This window comes from Pseudomonas sp. BIGb0164 (assembly GCF_024810135.1).
Taxonomy (GTDB): Bacteria; Pseudomonadota; Gammaproteobacteria; order Pseudomonadales; family Pseudomonadaceae; genus Aquipseudomonas.
Map to the genome: position 1 here is coordinate 789,505 of NZ_JANUEA010000002.1, position 17,723 is coordinate 807,227.

General features: G+C 60.4%; 17 protein-coding genes and 1 tRNA gene. 7 read left to right on the top strand and 11 right to left on the bottom strand.

Going from position 1 to position 17,723, the window contains the following annotated elements:
• Positions 1 to 113: 113 nt before the first annotated feature.
• Positions 114 to 2,252, top strand: coding sequence for a type III secretion system outer membrane ring subunit SctC (gene sctC, locus M2394_RS07585; protein WP_259172001.1), 2,139 nt, complete (start codon positions 114 to 116; stop codon positions 2,250 to 2,252).
• Positions 2,249 to 2,452, top strand: coding sequence for an HrpT family type III secretion system protein (hrpT, locus tag M2394_RS07590; RefSeq protein WP_178919234.1), 204 nt, complete (start codon positions 2,249 to 2,251; stop codon positions 2,450 to 2,452). The genes sctC and hrpT overlap by 4 nt, the downstream gene beginning before the upstream one ends.
• Positions 2,453 to 2,703: 251 nt before the next feature.
• On the opposite strand, the gene sctU is transcribed toward hrpT, so the two are convergent.
• From sctU to sctW, 11 genes are read right to left on the bottom strand one after another with little or no spacing between them, the layout of a single operon-like run.
• Positions 2,704 to 3,801 carry a type III secretion system export apparatus subunit SctU gene (sctU, locus tag M2394_RS07600; protein WP_259172002.1) on the bottom strand — a complete coding sequence of 366 codons (1,098 nt, stop codon included), beginning with the start codon at positions 3,799 to 3,801 and terminating at the stop codon, positions 2,704 to 2,706.
• A complete protein-coding gene (sctT, locus tag M2394_RS07605) occupies positions 3,798 to 4,586 on the bottom strand; it encodes a type III secretion system export apparatus subunit SctT (protein WP_178919238.1) in 789 nt (262 codons plus the stop codon). Before sctT ends, sctU begins: the two co-directional genes overlap by 4 nt.
• 10 nt (positions 4,587 to 4,596) lie before the next feature.
• Entirely contained in the window at positions 4,597 to 4,860 is a 264-nt protein-coding gene (gene sctS, locus M2394_RS07610; RefSeq protein WP_178919240.1) for a type III secretion system export apparatus subunit SctS, read from the bottom strand.
• 7 nt (positions 4,861 to 4,867) lie between these two features.
• Entirely contained in the window at positions 4,868 to 5,521 is a 654-nt protein-coding gene (sctR, locus tag M2394_RS07615) for a type III secretion system export apparatus subunit SctR (protein ID WP_178919242.1), read from the bottom strand.
• Positions 5,518 to 6,531 (bottom strand): FliM/FliN family flagellar motor switch protein, encoded by a 1,014-nt coding sequence (locus tag M2394_RS07620; protein WP_259172003.1) that lies wholly within the window; start codon positions 6,529 to 6,531, stop codon positions 5,518 to 5,520. Before M2394_RS07620 ends, sctR begins: the two co-directional genes overlap by 4 nt.
• A complete protein-coding gene (locus tag M2394_RS07625) occupies positions 6,528 to 6,986 on the bottom strand; it encodes a type III secretion system HrpP C-terminal domain-containing protein (RefSeq protein WP_178919246.1) in 459 nt (152 codons plus the stop codon). Before M2394_RS07625 ends, M2394_RS07620 begins: the two co-directional genes overlap by 4 nt.
• Entirely contained in the window at positions 6,983 to 7,411 is a 429-nt protein-coding gene (locus M2394_RS07630; RefSeq protein ID WP_259172004.1) for a type III secretion system stalk subunit SctO, read from the bottom strand. Before M2394_RS07630 ends, M2394_RS07625 begins: the two co-directional genes overlap by 4 nt.
• The gene (locus M2394_RS07635) at positions 7,398 to 8,756 is read right to left on the bottom strand and encodes a FliI/YscN family ATPase (RefSeq protein ID WP_310522010.1); all 1,359 of its coding nucleotides are present in this window, start codon (positions 8,754 to 8,756) and stop codon (positions 7,398 to 7,400) included. The genes M2394_RS07630 and M2394_RS07635 overlap by 14 nt, the downstream gene beginning before the upstream one ends.
• Positions 8,753 to 9,652, bottom strand: coding sequence for an FHA domain-containing protein (locus M2394_RS07640; protein ID WP_259172005.1), 900 nt, complete (start codon positions 9,650 to 9,652; stop codon positions 8,753 to 8,755). Before M2394_RS07640 ends, M2394_RS07635 begins: the two co-directional genes overlap by 4 nt.
• 37 nt (positions 9,653 to 9,689) lie before the next feature.
• A complete protein-coding gene (sctV, locus tag M2394_RS07645) occupies positions 9,690 to 11,783 on the bottom strand; it encodes a type III secretion system export apparatus subunit SctV (protein ID WP_178919250.1) in 2,094 nt (697 codons plus the stop codon).
• Positions 11,780 to 12,847 carry a type III secretion system gatekeeper subunit SctW gene (gene sctW, locus M2394_RS07650; RefSeq protein ID WP_178919251.1) on the bottom strand — a complete coding sequence of 356 codons (1,068 nt, stop codon included), beginning with the start codon at positions 12,845 to 12,847 and terminating at the stop codon, positions 11,780 to 11,782. Before sctW ends, sctV begins: the two co-directional genes overlap by 4 nt.
• A gap of 262 nt (positions 12,848 to 13,109) precedes the next feature.
• Here sctW and M2394_RS07655 point away from each other — a divergent pair, with 262 nt between their 5' ends.
• The 5 genes from M2394_RS07655 to ggt all read left to right on the top strand — a co-directional run bounded on the left by M2394_RS07655 (position 13,110) and on the right by ggt (position 17,712).
• A complete protein-coding gene (locus M2394_RS07655) occupies positions 13,110 to 13,661 on the top strand; it encodes an RNA polymerase sigma factor (RefSeq protein ID WP_178919303.1) in 552 nt (183 codons plus the stop codon).
• 241 nt (positions 13,662 to 13,902) lie between these two features.
• Positions 13,903 to 13,979 (top strand) — tRNA-Met (locus tag M2394_RS07660).
• 122 nt (positions 13,980 to 14,101) lie between these two features.
• On the top strand, positions 14,102 to 14,935 hold the full coding sequence (locus M2394_RS07665; protein WP_178919252.1) for an EamA family transporter: 834 nt from the start codon (positions 14,102 to 14,104) through the stop codon (positions 14,933 to 14,935).
• 131 nt (positions 14,936 to 15,066) lie between these two features.
• Positions 15,067 to 15,846, top strand: coding sequence for a PhzF family phenazine biosynthesis protein (locus M2394_RS07670; RefSeq protein ID WP_259172006.1), 780 nt, complete (start codon positions 15,067 to 15,069; stop codon positions 15,844 to 15,846).
• Positions 15,847 to 15,882: 36 nt separating this feature from the next.
• Positions 15,883 to 17,712: a gamma-glutamyltransferase gene (ggt, locus tag M2394_RS07675; protein ID WP_259172007.1), complete on the top strand. Its 1,830-nt coding sequence runs from the start codon at positions 15,883 to 15,885 to the stop codon at positions 17,710 to 17,712.
• The last annotated feature ends 11 nt before the right edge of the window (positions 17,713 to 17,723 follow it).

The window sequence follows — 17,723 nt, forward strand, 5'->3', positions numbered from 1 at the left end:
CTGTTTAACCAACGCGATACCTGGCGCTCCGCTGCCGCGCGCCCTGTTCGGCCGGCTCTGAACCTCAAACCCACCTCGCTACGCTCGCCGTCTTACTAACAAGAGAACACCTCATGTTTAACCCCCCCTCCAAGCACACCGGCTTGCGCTTTGATTCACCGCGCTCATCGTCAAAACGAGCGGGATGGCGGTGCCTGGTCGCACTGCCATGCTTGCTGATGCCCGTCGTCAGTACCTACGCAGCCATTCCTGCCGAATGGAAAAATACCGCTTACGCCTACGAGGCCCAACAAAAACCGCTGCGAGAAGTGCTCGAAGACTTCGCGCAGACCTTTGGTACGCAACTGCAAGTGGAGGGGCTACTGGAGGGCAACGTCAACGGAAAGATTCGCGCCAACACCCCGCAATCATTGCTTGATCGACTGGGGGTCGAACATCGCTTCCAGTGGTATTTGTACAACAACACGCTCTATATCAGCTCTCTGGATCAACAGGAATCTGCACGTTTGGAGGTCTCTTCCGAAACCATCGCGGACCTCAAAAAAGCACTCACGGATATTGGCCTGCTCGACAGCCGCTTCGGCTGGGGCGAACTCCCCGAAGACGGCGTCGTCTTGGTCTCCGGCCCGCGGCGCTATATAGAACAGATCAAGCATTTCAGCAGCCAACGCCGCTCACCGGAAGAAAAACAAAGCGTGCTCAGCTACCCGCTGAAGTTCGCCAACGCGACGGATCGCCAAGTGGAATATCGCGGTGAAAAACATGCCATTCCCGGCGTTGCGAGCATTTTACGCGGGTTGTTGGAGCCCCGCGCCACCTCCTCTCTTTCGGGGCTTGGCCAACGCCCCCCTTCACAACCCTCCCCCCTTGCGCCAAACATTCCCCGGCTGAACAACCCACTGATCGGGCAGATGGTTGGCGTAAACAGCAACCCTGCGCAGTTCGAGACAGGCGGCACGCTCACCCCACGCGCACCAACACCCTCCAGCCGGATTCGCGTCGAAGCTGATGTGCGTAACAACGCGGTACTGATCTACGATTTGCCGGAGCGCCAGGCCCTGTACCGCGAGTTGATCGCTCAGCTCGATGTCGCAAGCAAGCTGATAGAGATCGATGCCATTATCCTCGACATCGAGCGCACGCAATTACGCGAGTTCGGCGTGAACTGGGGCTTCCAGAACAGTCGTTTCCGTGGCCTCGGCACCAACCAGGCTCCTGGCACCACCTCGCAGTTATCGATTGAAAATCGTGATCGCTTCTACGCGGATATACGCGCACTTGAAGCCAAGGGGCTGGCAACCATGGTCTCCAACCCTTCGGTCCTCACCCTGGAAAACCAGCCAGCGGTCATCGACTTCAACCGCACTCAGTACCTGACGCCCGGCAGAGAAAACGCAACCATTCTGCCGGTCACCGTGGGGACCAGCTTCCAGGTCGTACCGCGAGTCATCACCAGTCGCGGTGGTCACCAGGTCCACTTGGCGGTGGATATTGAAGACGGGAATTTCGACGAGACCAACCCCATGCCAGGCCAACTGGATGTGCGCCGAGGCAAGGTCAGTACCCAGGCAGTAATGGCTGAAAAACGCTCGCTGGTGGTGGGTGGATTCCATGTCACCGAAAGCACCGACAAGCAGAACAAGGTGCCTCTGCTGGGCGACATTCCGCTGCTGGGCAAGGCGCTGTTTTCCTCGACCGAACGACAGAACAATCGACGTGAGCGTCTGTTTATCATCACCCCGCGCGTCATCGGCGACCAGTCCGACCCCTCGCGCTATTTGCCCCAGGCCGACCAAGTCGATCTGCAAGCGGCGCTCACACCGCTCGCCAGGCGCAACAGCCCTCACCAGCCGGTGATCAATCGCAACGACATCATCAGCACCCTGGCGCACCTGGTCAGCGGGCAAGTCCCCCAGACCTTCAAAGCGGCGCCAATGCCACTCGGGCTGCGGACATTATGCAACACACGCGAATTGCTGGCGCTGAACGAAAATCGCAGCCAATGGTATGCCGGCCCCGAGTACAACGTGGCAGTCGTGGTGCTACGCAACCAGTTCAACCGCAATGTGCGCATAGACGAAAAAGAATGCAGCAACTCGCAGACCCTGGCAGTCAGCGCCTGGCCGCGTGCCTGGCTCAAGCCCGGTGAGGAAGCCGAAGTATTTATCGCGATGCGCCCGGTGGTGAAGGACGAACACCTCAGCGTACCCCGCCCCTCCTTGATCACCCCAGCTCAGAAGGCCAAGCCATGAATCGCCGCTTGTTGTGCATCACACTGATCAGCGCAGCGTTGTTCGTCACCGGCTGTACCCCCACGTGCAAGGGCGACTCCTGCTCACGTCCACAATCGACCCATGACCAAATGGTAATCTGGTGGCCGCCACAGATGCGCGTCGAACCCGGCCCCAGTGGTGGGCGGGCGGACTACCAGACCATCTCGCTGGAGCGCTGAGTGCTCGCCAATGCCCGATCATCAACGCCAGGTAAGTTGGAAAAACGGGTGAGCGGCGCGGCCGCTCACCTGCCACTCGCGCCCGGTATCACGGTGTGTTCACCTCACGCCGGCCAACGACCGGGGTTGGCCTTGCACGTCTCTCGCGAAGCCTTGCGAACCGGGCAATTACAACGGGTATTGGAGCAGCGTTTCGAACGCCCCTTTATTCAATGGCTATTTGACCTATCAGGATGTCAATGGCGCCCAGGTCAGCGCTGATCAAGCTCGGGGATTTCCAGCGTTTCACGCTTGGCCTCATCGTCCAGCTCACGCAAGGTGCGATAGATCAGCGCCACCGCCTGCAAGGTTTCGCGGGGAATGCTCGCACCCAACTCTTTTGTATAGATCGTGCGCGCTAGCCATATGCACTGGATCACCGGCACCTCAGCGGCCTTGGCACGATCGATCAGCCTGCGGGCCTCAGCGTCCGTGCCCTTGCTCACCAGCAACGGAAGCGGTGTTTTACCAGGGCGGTAATACAGGGCGACCGCATAGTGCGTCGGGTTGACCACCAGCATGTCCGCCTCCTCCAGCTTGGGCAGCTTCACCTTCGGCTCTTCCTGGGCCAATTGCTGGGCCAATGCGCGACGCTGGCCTTTCACATGCGGGTCGCCCTCCATGTCCTTGTACTCTTTGACGACCTCGACCTGGGTCATGCGCATGCGTTTGGCAAAAAAATACCTCACCATCATCAGGTCGATAAGCGCCAGTATCAACAACAAGCCGAGGCAGGCATGCAGCAAGTGCCGAAACAGCACGATCAACGCCAGGATGTAACTTTGCAGGTCACTGTTGGCCAAGTTGATCAACGCCCCCAAAGAGGGCCAGACCACCACATACACAATCAGCCCTATCAGGAACGCCTTGGCGATACTCATCAACAGGTTCATCAGCGATTGAGCAGAAAACATCTGCTTGATCTGGCTGACCGGGTTCAGGCGATTGAAGTCGGGCTTGAGGCTCTCTGGCGCAAACAACAGTCCGAACTGCATCCAACTGCTGATGAGCTTCACAGCAATCGCCACCCCTGCCATCAGTACAGAGAACGAGAAAAACACAATCAGGCTTTCAATCAGCACCTCCTCCAGAGCCCGTGCAAAGGGCTGATTCAGGTCTGAGATCGGCAAGATCATCAACTGCTGGAACCGTTGCAGGCTGCTCTCGGCCGTGAACAGCGCGATTTCACTGATCGACGTCAGCACCAGCAATTTACCGACGTCCTGGCTTTGGGCGACTTGGCCTTTCTTGCGTTGATCACGCAGCTTCTTGGCTGACGCCGGGTGCTTCTTTTCCCCTGAATCACTCACGGCAGTGACGCCTTGAAGAGCAACCCCAGCGAATGCCTGAGGTCACCCAGTTGGCTCATGCGCCCGACGATAAGGTCCTGCAACAACGCAAAGTACACCAATAAAATGCCGATACCCGCCAGGCATTTGACAGGGGGCGCCAGCGTGCTCACCTGTAGCTGCTGGCTGTAAACCCCCAGCAGCGCGATACCGAATTCCAGCAACAGCAACACCGCGATAAAAGGCGCGGCGTAGAGCATCATGTGGGTGAAGGTGTCGCCCAGCAACCCGACGAATACACCCATGCCATTCGGTGCCGGCAGCGGAAACCACACGGTGGGCGGCCAGATCAGGTAGCTGTCCCAGATCACCTGAGTCAACGTACCCAGTCCGAGCGTGACGATCAGAAGATAAATCGCCAACTGCTTGAACAAGTGCCCGATCGGCGTCGCATCCGGGCCCAGTGAAGGATTGAGCTGCCCCCCCGCCAAGGCTCCACGTTGGTTATCGAGCAGCGCTCCCACCGATTCGAACATCCAGAACGGCATCGACAGCAGCACTCCCAAGAGAAGGCCCAGAGCCACCTCTTTCAGCACCAGCGCACCGAGCATCAACGCGGAGTATTCCTCGACCGCCAATACGGCATGGATACCCGGCGCTGGCATCAACGCCATGACCATCACAATGGTGTGCCGTAGCATGCCGCGGATATGTTGAAAGCAGAACGCAGCCACCAAGATGGCACAAGGGTAGATGCGCGACATACCGATCATCAGGCTGGGCAGGTACTCAAGATAAAGCAGCACAGGCAGCGCCTCAGTTCAGGGCCGAGCGGCCAATCATGTCGAAGGCCAGGTTGATCAACTGGATCAGCTCAACCCCAATCCAGCGGCCGGTCAGGATCAGCGTGATACCCACGGCAACCAACTTGATGCCAAAGGGCAGCGTCTGATCCTGTATTTGCATCAACGCCTGTACCAGGGACGTCAGCACACCCACCACCACCGCCACAATCAGCGGCGGCGCCGACAGTACGACCACCAACAGCATGCCCTGCTTGAACAGCACGATCGGTTCCATAGGGTACTCAGAGGTAGGAAAGGAACAGGCTGTCGAGCAAGCGCGACCACCCCGAGACCAGCACGAACAACAGCAACTTGAGCGGCAGTGAGATGGTCATCGGCGAGACCATTTGCATCCCCAGCGCCAGCAGCAGATTGGAGACAATCAGATCAATGACGATGAAGGGGATGTAGATCAGGAAACCGATCTCAAATCCCGCCTGCAGTTGTGACAGCACAAACGCCGGCACCAGCAGGATCAAGTCCTCGCGCCGCACGTCCTGCGCCATTTGCGCAGGCCAAAGGCGCGCGGTGTTTTCCAGCAAGTGCGTCAGCGTGTCCGGGTCCACATTGCGCAACATGAAGGCGCGCAGCGGTTTGATGGCCTCGCTTCCCGTCTGCAAAAACGTTTGCACATTGCTCAGGTCCAGCGGCGAGACCTTGATGCTTTCAGCAATCTCGTACCCCACCGGAGCCATGATGAACAGGGTGGCCGCAAGCGCGATGCCATTGATCGCCATGCTCGGTGGGACCTGCTGCACGCCGAGGGCATTGCGGGTAATCATCAGCACAATGACAATTTTCAAAAACGATGTGCAGATGATCAGCAGCATGGGCATCAACGTAAGCGCCCCCAGAAACACCGCAAGAATGAGGGGGTCCAGCCCCTGGATATTCATCGACCGAACATCACGCGGGACAGCTGCAACCCCAGGCGCCCATCAACTTCCACCAACTGCCCCTGAGCAATCGGGCGGTCGCCATAATAGAGGCCTGCCATGCCCGGGGCGTAGCCGGCAATGCCCAGCACCGCGCCGGGCGCAAGGTTACGCAGCTCACCCAAGGTGAGGTTGAGCGCTCCGCAGCGTACCGTCAGCGCCATGCTCAACTCATCGAAAGGCTCATGGCCGAATACATCTACCACCGGCTCATCCTTCTCATGCTCCGAGTAGTGGGGCGCAGTAAAATTGTCGTCCACGGACGTCTCCTCGATAGCAGTAAGGGTCATGCACAAAGCGCCTTTGGCATCGTCAATACACCCTCGCAAGCACCGTCTGCCGGTGCGTACATAGCCCGTCCCGCAGGCCTGAAAAAAATGCTGCTCAAGCAACAACACGTCCCCGATGCGCAGCGCTTGTGCCTGCCCTACCGGCAAGTGCAAACGCCCGAGCGTTACGGCAATCGCCAACTGAAACGACGCCGTCATCGGCTCTGCAGTCGGGCGCCACGGGCCGGACGCGTATAACGTCAGGAAGCTTTCGGCGGCAAGCCACAGGTAGCCCACGACGCGAGATGCTCCCAGGGTCACACTCATCTGGCAGCCGAACCCGACCGGACGATCAACCTCCAGCAGTCGCACGGTGCCCAGCAGCGTTCGTACCTGCGGGCTGAGGTGGTGCTGGAATAACGCCCAAAACCAGTCGTTTGAATCGTTACCCGCCTGGGCCAACGTGACCGGGCATTCGCCCAGCAAGCTGAGCAGCGGCCCGGCCTCCGCAAGCGCGAGCACACCACACCGGGTTTCAAGGCAAACGATGTCGCCTCCGGTGGGCGGGCGCCCGGGTTCCAGACGCAACTCACCGTCCTGCCCCGCCACTTGAAAGGGCAGGCACAAGCCACGTCCCAATCGACGGCGAGCAGCAACGATGTCGCTCCTAATCAAAGGCAACACCAGTGACGGCACTATCATGTCGACCTGATGCAAGGTAAATGCAGGCTGACCGGCAGCCCCAACGCCGCCGCCAAGCGGCTTTCACATTGTTGCCGTACACCACTGAGCCAGCGTGCCGTTGCGTCTTGCTCAGGCTCCAGCTCAATGGCCCAAGCGCCTTGTTCACGACGCACGCTGGCGTTGATCCGCCCAAGCCTGGGCAGGTACAGCACCGCCTGAAGCGGCCACTGCGACCCCATCTGCATACGAGGGAGTAATTGATCTGCGAGGGCGCCAATCAAGGCGGCAGAGGCATTCGACTTCGCCTTCGATAGCGACGGCTCCCTCCCTGCACCCTCGTCCATATCCGCGAACAGTCGGGCGAATAATCGCCCTTGCTCCCAGGGCACGACAGCGGCGCCGATGGGCTCACGGTCTTCGCGTATTCCACGTAGGCGTGGGTACTCAGTGGGTTTATTGGAAACCTGTTTCACGTCGGCTCCTGCGCCAGTAAAAGGGACAGCTCCTGGAGTTTTTCAACCTGTCGCAGGCACTCGGTGACCTGCTTCTGGGCGCTGCCAACGCGGATGGCCTTTTCTTCCTGCTGGCCTTGCAATGCTTCCAGCCGGGCTTTGTCTCGACGGGTATTGGCCGATAAAACACGCTCCTGCGCACCCCAGGTCTTCAGGGCCTGCAACGTCATCACCTGGCCCTGGTAGTGGCTGAGCAATTGAGCACTTTCCCGCGCCTCGTCCTGCCGGCTTTCTTCAAGCGTGTCGCTGGCCTGTTCTATATGGGCAAGCAGCGTTTGCTGGGCTCGCTTCGCCTCACGCAGGCTGCGTTCGGCCCTGTCTGCCCGGTGCCTGCGCAGGCGTCGCAGTGTCTCCACATCACCAAGCAGCACGTCAGAATGGGACATGTGCGGTCAGCTCCTGAATGTGCTCCAGCGTCCTCGCCATGGGCGTGGGCTCACGCAAGTCCTGGCGCAGAAAAGCATCGACCGCCTGGCGGCTGTCCACCGCCAGGTCAGTCAGGGCATCCGTGCCAGGCTGGTACTCCCCCAGCTTGAGCATCAACTCGATCTGCTGGTAAGCCGACAACAAACGGCGCAATGCGGTGCCGGCGCGAATATCTGCCGGAGAGACAACGTTGCTCAAGATTCGCGACAGGCTCGCCAGCACGTCCACTGCCGGGTAGTGCCCACGCTCGGCCAACTTGCGAGACAACACGATATGACCATCCAGCAGTGAGCGAACCTCATCGGCGACCGGATCGTTCATGGAGTCCTGTTCGATCAGTACCGTGTAGATCGCCGTGATAACCCCCTCACGGGTCAACCCGGCACGCTCCACCAAACGGGGTAACAGGCTGTAGACCGACGGCGGAAGACCACCGCGACCCAACGGCTCACCCGCCGCCAGGCCGATTTCACGCTGGGCCCTGGCAAAACGGGTCAGTGAGTCGATCAGCAGCAACACCCGCTGCCCCTTGCGCCGGAAACCTTCGGCCAGGGCCGTAGCGGTAAATGCAGCACGCGCGCGCTCCATGCTTGAGCGATCGGAGGTCGCGCACACCAATACCGCTTTGGCACGCAGTTGCTCATCCAACTCATGGTCTAGAAACTCACGCAACTCGCGGCCCCGCTCGCCGATCAAGCCGAACACGATCACATCGCACTCAACGTTACGGGCGATTTCAGCCAGTAACGTGGTCTTCCCGCAACCCGCCCCGGCAAACAGCCCAACACGCTGGCCTTCACCCAACGTCAACAAACCATCGATCGAACGGACTCCGGTAGCCAGTGCGCGGTGGATCCTCGGACGCTCAGTGGGCAACGGCGCTTCACACAGCACTGCACTCGTATCAGGCAAGTCCGCCTCCACAAAAGCACTGGCACCCTCCCCCGTGATGGGCCTGCCGAAACCGTCCAACACCTGGCCCAGCAACGCATCGCTGACCTGTACCCGATGCGCCACACCCAGGCGTTCAACGCTGGCCCCCACCCGCACGCCCTCCAGGTTGCCCAGGGCGCTGAGCACCGCATCCTGCTGATCGAAGCCAATGATCTCGGCGAGCATGCAATCACCCGGGGCTTTCTCGACCTGGCACAAGTCTCCGATACGCGCCAGGGGCAGCCGGCACTGCAGCAGCATGCCGTTGACGCGCTGGATACGACCGCGCATCGTCACCGGCGCAAAAGCCGCCAGTGACTGAGATTGGCGTTGCTGCCAGGCCTCCAGACGCGCTTGCAGTTCCAGGCTCACCAGCGCACCTCATACCGCTGCGCACCGTCAAATACCACTTTGCTGTTATCGATCGACACCAGGCGCAGTCCTTCCACCTCATCCCCCACAAACAACCGGGTACCCTCTTCCAGAACCACATGGCCATTCGGCCCGCCGACGATCTGAACGATCTTGAAGGGCAGCGCGCTGTCGCGCACACGTACACGACTGAGTACCGGTACAGCGCTGTCGAACTGCTCTCCAAAACGGCTGAGCATCCGTGCCACCAGGTCCACATCGTCTTGGGAGACATCCCCACTGAGCGTGACCTGGCCATTGATGACTTGGAGGGAAACGCGCTCGCCCAGCTCACGCTCGCCCAGCATCTTCAACAACTGCTCGCGCACTTCAAACGGCGAGGCCAGTTCACGTTTCTGGAAGGCCTGCGGCATCAGGGAGGCCTGGGCCTCGGGCTCTCCTGTAGAGGCCATGCCCACCAGAATGAAGATGACCGTTATCACCAGCACCACAGTAATCAGGCGCTTTTGTTGTGGATGGGAAATGGACGATAAATTGAGGGTTGGCGTCGGCTCCGTGGCAGGAGCTGACACCAGCGGAGCCTGGGTCGGCGCCTGCGGCCAAGGCTCATCAGCCAGGGTGACACAGAGCCGTACACACCCCACGCAAAACACAGCGTTCGGTGCCAGGCTCGCAATCTGCGCCAAAACCTGCCCATCGGCGCCTTGCAACAGCCCCGCTTCAGCCTGTACCGACCAGTTCGAGCCGACCAGCAGCAGCCGAGCATGCTGCTGTGCAACACCAGGATCATTGAGCATCAGGTCGGCATCGGCATGGGCACCGATGCTCCACTGCTCACCGAACAGCGGCAGTGCAGCCCCTTGATGCAGACCGTCCAAAACACGCAGCTCAAACATCACCAGTGCCTCGATCGATTAGTAAATACCCACGGGCTCATGCCTGTACCCCGCGCACCAAATCAACCTGAGCAAGGTCAAAACGCCCCAGCACTTTTACCTTGGAGCTGCTTCCCAGCTCCGCGAACGACAGCACCGGCACGTAGTTGAATTCTTCGAGCAGCAATGTCCGCAGCGGGCTGCGCAAGTCCTGGGCGACCAGCATCACACTCTTGAATTTGGGCCGAACGGTAAAAGCCTGGTTGAGCAGGTTGATCATGGCTGCGCTGTGCTCATCGTCGAGCGCAAAGAAGACACCGGTCTGGGTCTGGCGCAGCGCGTCCCGCAACGTGCTTTCAGTTTGAGGCGAGAGCAACCAGGCATGCAGGCCATCAGCTTCACTGTACTGATGCATGATCTGCGCTTTGAGGGCGATACGAGCGTAATCAGCCAGTGCCTCAGGTTCGCGCTCATGCTGGCCGTACTCGATCAGCGATTCGACAATCAGCCGTACCGCGCGCAAGGGCACGCCTTCACTGGCCAAGCGCTGCAACACCGCCGAAAAACGTGACAGTGGCATGATCCGCTGTAGCTCCTGCACCAATTCCGGCTGGTTGTGCTCCAGCCAACTGAGGATCGCTTTGCTCTCCTGGATGCCCAGGAAATGTGGCCCACTGAGCATCATCGCCTGCTTCATGCGTTCAATGATCAGGCTCGCCGCGCTGAAGCGCTCCACTTGCGGGTCTTCGAGCAGCGGGTCATCAGGCGCCAGCCAGATCCAGTCCTGTTCGTCACGCTCAGCCAACCCAGGTATGCCGTGGGCGGGCTCATCCTTCAGTGCCTTGCGCTCAACAGCCAGATAGTTGACCACCGAGGCCTTGACCATCGGGACTTCATGCACACAAAAACGCATTTCATCGGTGGCCAGCGAGTCATCGAGTTCCACCTCGAATGGCGGCAGTGTCAGGCCGATATTGGCCACCAGCGCATTTCGGGCCTGGCGAATCCCGTGGATAAGGTCCGTCACTTCAGGCGTGCCACGCAGGGCCGGGGAGAACTGCAACAGGTAAGGCCGCGACGGGTCGAACCCGCGTAGATCCTCGCTGCCATTCTGCTCAGGACGCACCGCTTCGCCCGCTTCAGCGGCAGGCTGGGCTTCCCGTTGACGCTGGCGCACCAGGTAATAACCGAGGCTACCGGTGATCGCCGAGATGAACATGAAGACCCCCGTTGGCATGCCGGGCACTGCGGCGAAGACGAGCATTCCCACAGAAGCGATCACCCAACTCTTGGGTTCGCTGGTCATTTGCCGAGCAATTTCAGCGCCCATGTTACTGACGCCCTTACGCCCATCCGGCGCCACACGGGTGATGATCATGCCGGCAGTCAAGGAGATCAGCAGCGCCGGAATCTGCGCGATCAAACCGTCACCGATGGTCAGTACCGAATACAGCGCCATCGAGTCTGCAGCGCTCAAGCCGTGCTGGAACATGCCCGTAGAAAAACCGCCCAACAGGTTGACCACGACAATGATCAAACCAGCAATAGCGTCACCCTTGACGAACTTCATGGCGCCGTCCATGGCGCCGAACAACTGGCTCTCGCGGGACAGCTGCTCGCGCTTGTCTCGTGCTTGGGCGCCGTCGATCAGGCCTGCGCGCAAGTCACTGTCGATGGACATCTGCTTGCCAGGCATCGCGTCCAGGCTGAAACGCGCCGCCACTTCAGCGACCCGCTCCGAGCCTTTGGTGATCACCAGAAAGTTGACCAGCGTCAGGATCAGGAAGATCACCATCCCTACCGCCAGGTTGCCCCCCACCACAAAATTGCCAAAGGCTTCAACGATATCGCCGGCGTCCTGTTCCAACAGGATAAGGCGCGTGGTCGCGATCGAGAGCGCCAGTCGAAACATCGTGGTCAGCAACAGGATCGAGGGGAACGACGAGAACGCCAGGGGGCCGGGCAAGTAAAGCGCCAATACAATCAACAGGCATGAAATGCAGATATTGAGGGCGATCAGAATATCCACCAGCCATGTGGGCAGCGGCACAATAAAGATAAAAACGATGGCCAAGACCACCACCGCGCCCAACACTTCGGCGCGCTGCGCCACTTTGAGCAACAGGGTGTTAATGACCGATAACACGGTCACGCCAGTGGCCTCGGCTCACCGGCAAAGCGCGTGGGGCCACGGTGGATGCGATCCAGCTCATCCATCACCACCAGAAAGCCCTGCAGGGTCTCTTGACGGGTTCGGCTGTCGGTCCACAAGGCCAAGGGCAGTTGCTGGAACAACGGATAAAGAGCATTGAGGGACACCAGTTGCCGGTCCAACGGCCCACCCCCCAACTCATCCCCCAACCGCAGGACTTCACCCGCCTCAATGCCGCTACCGGCATAACCCAGCAGGCCTTGCAGCAGGGCTACCGCGTCATGCTCAATGCAAAGTCGCTGAGTCAACGCCTGGCAACCCGCCAGCACCCCGCTCAGTTGCCCGCAGCTTTGTAGCCCCTGCAGCAACGTACGCAACATAGGCGTTGGCATGGACGAAACCATGGCCGCGATATCGTCCGCCAGGGCTTTGCGCATCAACTTGAGCCCAACGCCGAAACGCGCCCCCCCATACATGCCCAACAGTGCCTGCATCATCGTGGCCAACGATTGACGCGTAACGACACTCGCGTAATAGAGCGTACGAAGTGCCTGGCGCTCCTTTGGGTCGACGCCGACAGCCTGCAAGGCCGCCGCAATATTCAAGCCGGCCTGGATCTCGCCCTTGAAGCGGACCTCCAGCTTGGTAATGGCGGCACGCGCCAAGGCGGCTTCAGACTTACGCACCTCAGCGTCCGCCCGGGCTGCCACGTGCTTGAGTACAACGAATGCCCGTGCCGGATCGCCCCCCGTCATTTCGAGCAACCTGTCGACACCGGGTTGCTGCAGCAATTGCAGCCTGATTCGCCGTGAAGTGGCCGCCAGGGTCGCCTGGGCTGGGTGCCCCAATTGTTCGTACAACTGCGCAAGCTTCTCGGCAGGGGGCACACGCACGCCCAACGCGCGCTGGTTCAGCGTTCGGCTATGGGCTTCCACTTCCGGATTGAATAGTTGGGTCGTCTCGTCAACCCCCTTCACAGGCGTACGCGCCGTGGCAGGAGGGCTGACAACAGGTAGATCCAAATGCTGGATCGTTCGGACGTCGTTGCTGGATTCGACTTTCATGGACAGGCCAGTACTGAAAGAGTGTACCCCTTCGTGGCAGCCACCCCCCAAACGGTTCCATCGTCATTCACCATTACGCCCCGGTTGAAAAAACCTGCACGAGCCTCGATCGCTTCGTGCAAGCCGTTGCGCAAAACCATCTAAATTCAAGATATTTACATATAAAAATCAAGTAGTTAGTGATTTCTTCCGCTTGGCACAGGCGATGCAAAAGGGGTTCGGTCGACATCCTTTCGACTGTGTCTACCCTGAGGAAAAAATCATGAATATTCCGATTGAAGCTTTAGCGCACCTCGTCGGTAGCTCGCCTCAATTCATGCTTCAACTGACAGACGACCAGCAAAAAAAGCTTCGGCGCTTCATCCAGAAACGCGTGCTCAACCCTGAGGATGCAGACGACCTTCTGCAGCTGACTTACCTGGAAGCCTGGCGTAACCGCGAGCGTTTCAGCGGTAACGCCACCCTCAGCACCTGGATGTGCGGAATTGCGCAAAATTTGATCCGCAACCACTTCCGGCGCCTGTATGCCAAACCCGTGCATTGTGAGTTCGACGAAGCGCTTTGGCATGGGCAGGAGGAAAATAGAAACCTGGACTGGGAGTTTGAAATCAATCGTCGACTGGAGAAAACCCTGATTGCGATTGATCACCTGCCCCTGGAGATGCGCAAAACGCTGTATGCCTCGCTGGAAACCGACGGCAGCTACCAGGACACCGCTGATGTGTTGGACATTCCTATTGGTACCGTTCGCTCACGTCTGTCACGAGCGCGTGAACAGCTCAAGCGCGTCACCCACAACCCGCTGTCTCCGTAAACCTGGCTGATCAGCCACTATTGGGCGGCAAGGATGCCCGCTCAATGGAAGCCCTCCCCCTCGATCGCTCCCGCATCACCTGGCGTCCAGGCACGCACGAACATCTCGACGGTTGAGACCGTCAGCCCCCGCCGCTCGTCGCTTCAAATGATGATTTCGGTTAAACAGTTGAAAGCGTAGATAAAAATTCAAAATAAACGCTTGACGCATTGTCGTTCTACGCGAATAATGCGCGCCACTTGGCTACATAGCTCAGTTGGTTAGAGCATAGCATTCATAATGCTGGGGTCCGGGGTTCAAGTCCCTGTGTAGCCACCAAGTACTAAAAACGGCTTACCGAAAGGTAGGCCGTTTTTTTATGCCTCGAGAAAAGTACTGGGGCATACTCGCAGCGGTCCATCCCCACGCTGCTGGCTTGAGCCCGACAGGAAACCCGATTCATGAGCCTTGATGTGTTCGCCGTCATCATGCTGGGCGCTGTGCTGCATGCCACCTGGAATGCCGTGGTCAAGGGTGGCGGGGACAAGCTGCTGACCACTTGCATGATCACGTCCGTCGCGTCGCTGATGGCCTTGGCGGTGATTCCCTTTCTCCCTTTACCAGCGCGAGAAAGTTGGCCGTTCATTGGGGCGTCGGTGATCTTGCAGGTGCTCTACTTCGTCCTGGTCGCCTCGACCTATCGCATTGCCGACATGAGCCAGACCTACCCGATCATGCGGGGCACCGCGCCGTTGCTGGTGGCCGCGGTGAGTGTATTGCTGCTGGCGGAGCCCTTGTCGGTGGCGGCATGGGCTGGCATTGCCATCATCTCCAGCGGCATCTTGAGCATGGCCGTCGCGCCTTCGGGCGGCCAGCGCAAAGGGCTGGTGTTAGCGCTGGTCAACGCCGGCGTGATCGCCGGCTACACCCTTGTCGACGGCCTGGGCGTACGCAAGTCGGGGGCGCCTGCGGCGTACACGCTGTGGATTTTCCTGCTCACCGGCATCCCCCTCGCGGCCTGGGCACTGGCTGCAAAGCGCACGGTGTTCGGCCAGTACTGTGTGCGCTACTGGCGCCAGGGCGTGATCGGTGGCCTGGGCACCGTGGCGTCCTACGGCCTGGCACTCTGGGCGATGACGGCCGCCCCCATCGCCACCGTTTCGGCCTTGCGGGAAACGTCGATTCTGTTCGGCGTGGTGATCTCGGCCCTGGTGCTCAAGGAGCACCTGACCCGGGTGCGCGTGATTGCAGCCTGCATCATCGCCGCCGGGGCGATGGTATTGCGGCTGGGCTGAGCCCACGCTGGGCGCGCCTCGACAAGCGGCCCTGAAGCAACCTCATGCGCACAAAAAAACACGCCATCTGTACGGCGACGCTCCAGGCCACCGCTGTTAGTGTCCCACCTCCCCCACACGGAGTGCCCCCGATGCAACTGGACATCTACCAAGTCGACGCCTTCAGCCGCCACGCCTTTGGTGGCAACCCGGCAGCCGTCTGCCCGCTCACCGAGTGGCTGCCTAGCGAACAGCTGCAGAACATCGCCGCCGAAAACAATCTTTCGGAAACCGCCTTCTTTGTGCCCCGTGGCGAGGTCTACGAATTGCGCTGGTTCACCCCCGAAGTCGAAGTGGACCTGTGCGGCCACGCCACGCTTGCCGCCGCCTGGGTACTGATCCACAAACTGGCGGATGCACCCGAGGTGTTGCGCTTTGCCACCCGCAGCGGCGAGCTTCGGGTCACGCGCAATGGCGACGAACTGGCAATGGATTTCCCGGCCAAGCAGCCCCAACCGTGTGAACCACCGGCCGGCCTGTTGAGCGCACTGGGGATTGAGAACGCCGACGTCTTCGCCACCGATGACTACATCGTGCTGCTTGACGATGAAGCGCAGGTCGCCGCGTTGACGCCGGATTTTGCCCGCCTCAAGGGTTTGCCCAAACGCGGGGTCGCCGTGACCGCCAAAAGCGCGCGGTTCGATTTCATTTCCCGCTGGTTCGGTCCGAACGTAGGCGTCAATGAAGACCCGGTGACGGGCTCCGCCCACACCTCCCTCGCCCCTTTCTGGGCCGAACGCCTGGGCAAGCAGCAACTCACGGCAGAACAAGGCGGACTGCGCCGTGGTCAACTGCGTTGCGCGCTCCAGGGTGACCGCGTGATCATCTCGGGCCATGCCGTGCTCTACCTGCAAGGCACGATTTACCTGTAAAAAGCAGTACCCCAAGGACAACAGATCATTCTCAAAATGAACGGAGTTCAGCGCGTGTTATCGATTTCCCGCCGGCAGTTGTCGGTCATTGCAGCAGCCCTCACCCTGGTGGCCTGCCATACCCCAGTCAACGAACAGCCACCGGCACCGGAACTGGGTTCGGGCTATCGCACCGACCTCACCACCCGCCATGCCGAGCGCCACATGGCCGCCGCCGCCAACCCGCTGGCGGCTGAAGCCGGGCGCGAGATGTTGCGCCAGGGCGGCTCGGCGATTGACGCCGCCATCGCGATGCAGGCGGTGTTGACCCTGGTGGAGCCGCAGTCGTCCGGTATCGGCGGTGGCGCGTTCATCATGCTGTGGGACGGGAAAAACGTGCACGCCTACGACGGTCGCGAAACCGCGCCAGCCGGGGCGACAGAGCGCTTGTTCCTGAAGGCCGACGGCACGCCCATGGCGTTCCCCGAGGCACAGATCGGCGGGCGCTCGGTGGGCACTCCTGGCGTACTGCGCGCGCTGGAAATGGCGCACAGGAAAACCGGGCACCTGCAATGGTCCAAACTGTTTGAGCCGGCGATTCGCTTGTCGGAACAGGGCTTTGCGATTTCCCCGCGCCTGCACGCGCTGATCGCCGCTGACCGCTACATTCACCAGTCGCCCGACATGGCGGCGTATTTTCTGAACGCCGATGGCACCCCCAAGGCCACCGGTACGCTGCTGAAAAACCCGGCGCTGGCCGCCGTGTTCAAGCGCATTGCCAAAGAGGGGCCGGACGCGCTGTACCACGGGCCGATTGCCGATGAGATCGCGCGCAAGGTCCAGGGCCATCGCAACGCGGGCAGCCTGTCCCAGGCGGACCTCAAGGGCTACACCGCCAAGGAACGCGCACCACTATGTACGGACTACAAACAGTGGAAGGTGTGCGGCATGCCGCCGCCGTCCTCCGGTGGGATCGCAGTCGCGCAAATCCTGGGCACCTTGCAGGCACTGGAAGCCCGCGACCCGCGCTTGGCCATCGCGCCGATGACGCCAGTCAAGAGCCCATCACCTGCCGGCCTTGAACCGACGCCTGAGGCTGTTCATCTGCTGGCAGAGGCCGGTCGACTGGCGTTCGCCGACCGTGGTTTGTACGTGGCCGATGCTGACTTCGTGCCCGTACCGGTCGCCGGTCTCGTCGCACCGAGCTACCTGGCCCAGCGCGCCAGCCTGATCGGCGAACGCAGCATGGGCATCGCCAAGCCGGGCACACCTGCTGGCGTCCAGGTGGCCTATGCACCGGACCGCTCGCCGCTGCGCATCTCCACCTCGCAAGTGGTGGCCGTGGATGACCAGGGCGGTGCCGTGTCGATGACCACCACGGTGGAAGCGGCGTTCGGCGCCCATGTGATGGTCCAGGGCTTTTTGCTCAACAACCAGATGACCGACTTTTCCTTCATCCCGCAAGAAAACGGGCAACCGGTGGCCAACCGTGTCGAACCCGGCAAGCGCCCGCGTTCGGCCATGGCGCCGACGCTGGTGTTCGACCGCAAGAGTGGTGAGTTGCTGGCAACAGTGGGCTCGCCCGGTGGTTCGCAGATCATCGAGTACGTCAGCAAATCATTGGTGGCAATGCTCGACTGGAAGCTCGACCCGCAAGCCGCCATCAGCCTGCCCAATTTCGGCAGCCGCAATGGGGCGACCGAGCTGGAACAAGGCCTGTTCAGCCCAGCGTTGAAACAAGCGCTCAAGGACAAGGGACACGCGTTGAGCGAAATCGACATGACCAGTGGCATACAGGCCATCGTTCGCACCCGCGATACCCAGGGCAAGGCAATGCTGAGCGGCGGAGCCGACCCTCGGCGCGAAGGCGAAGCGGTCGGCGACTGACGGGTTAATCA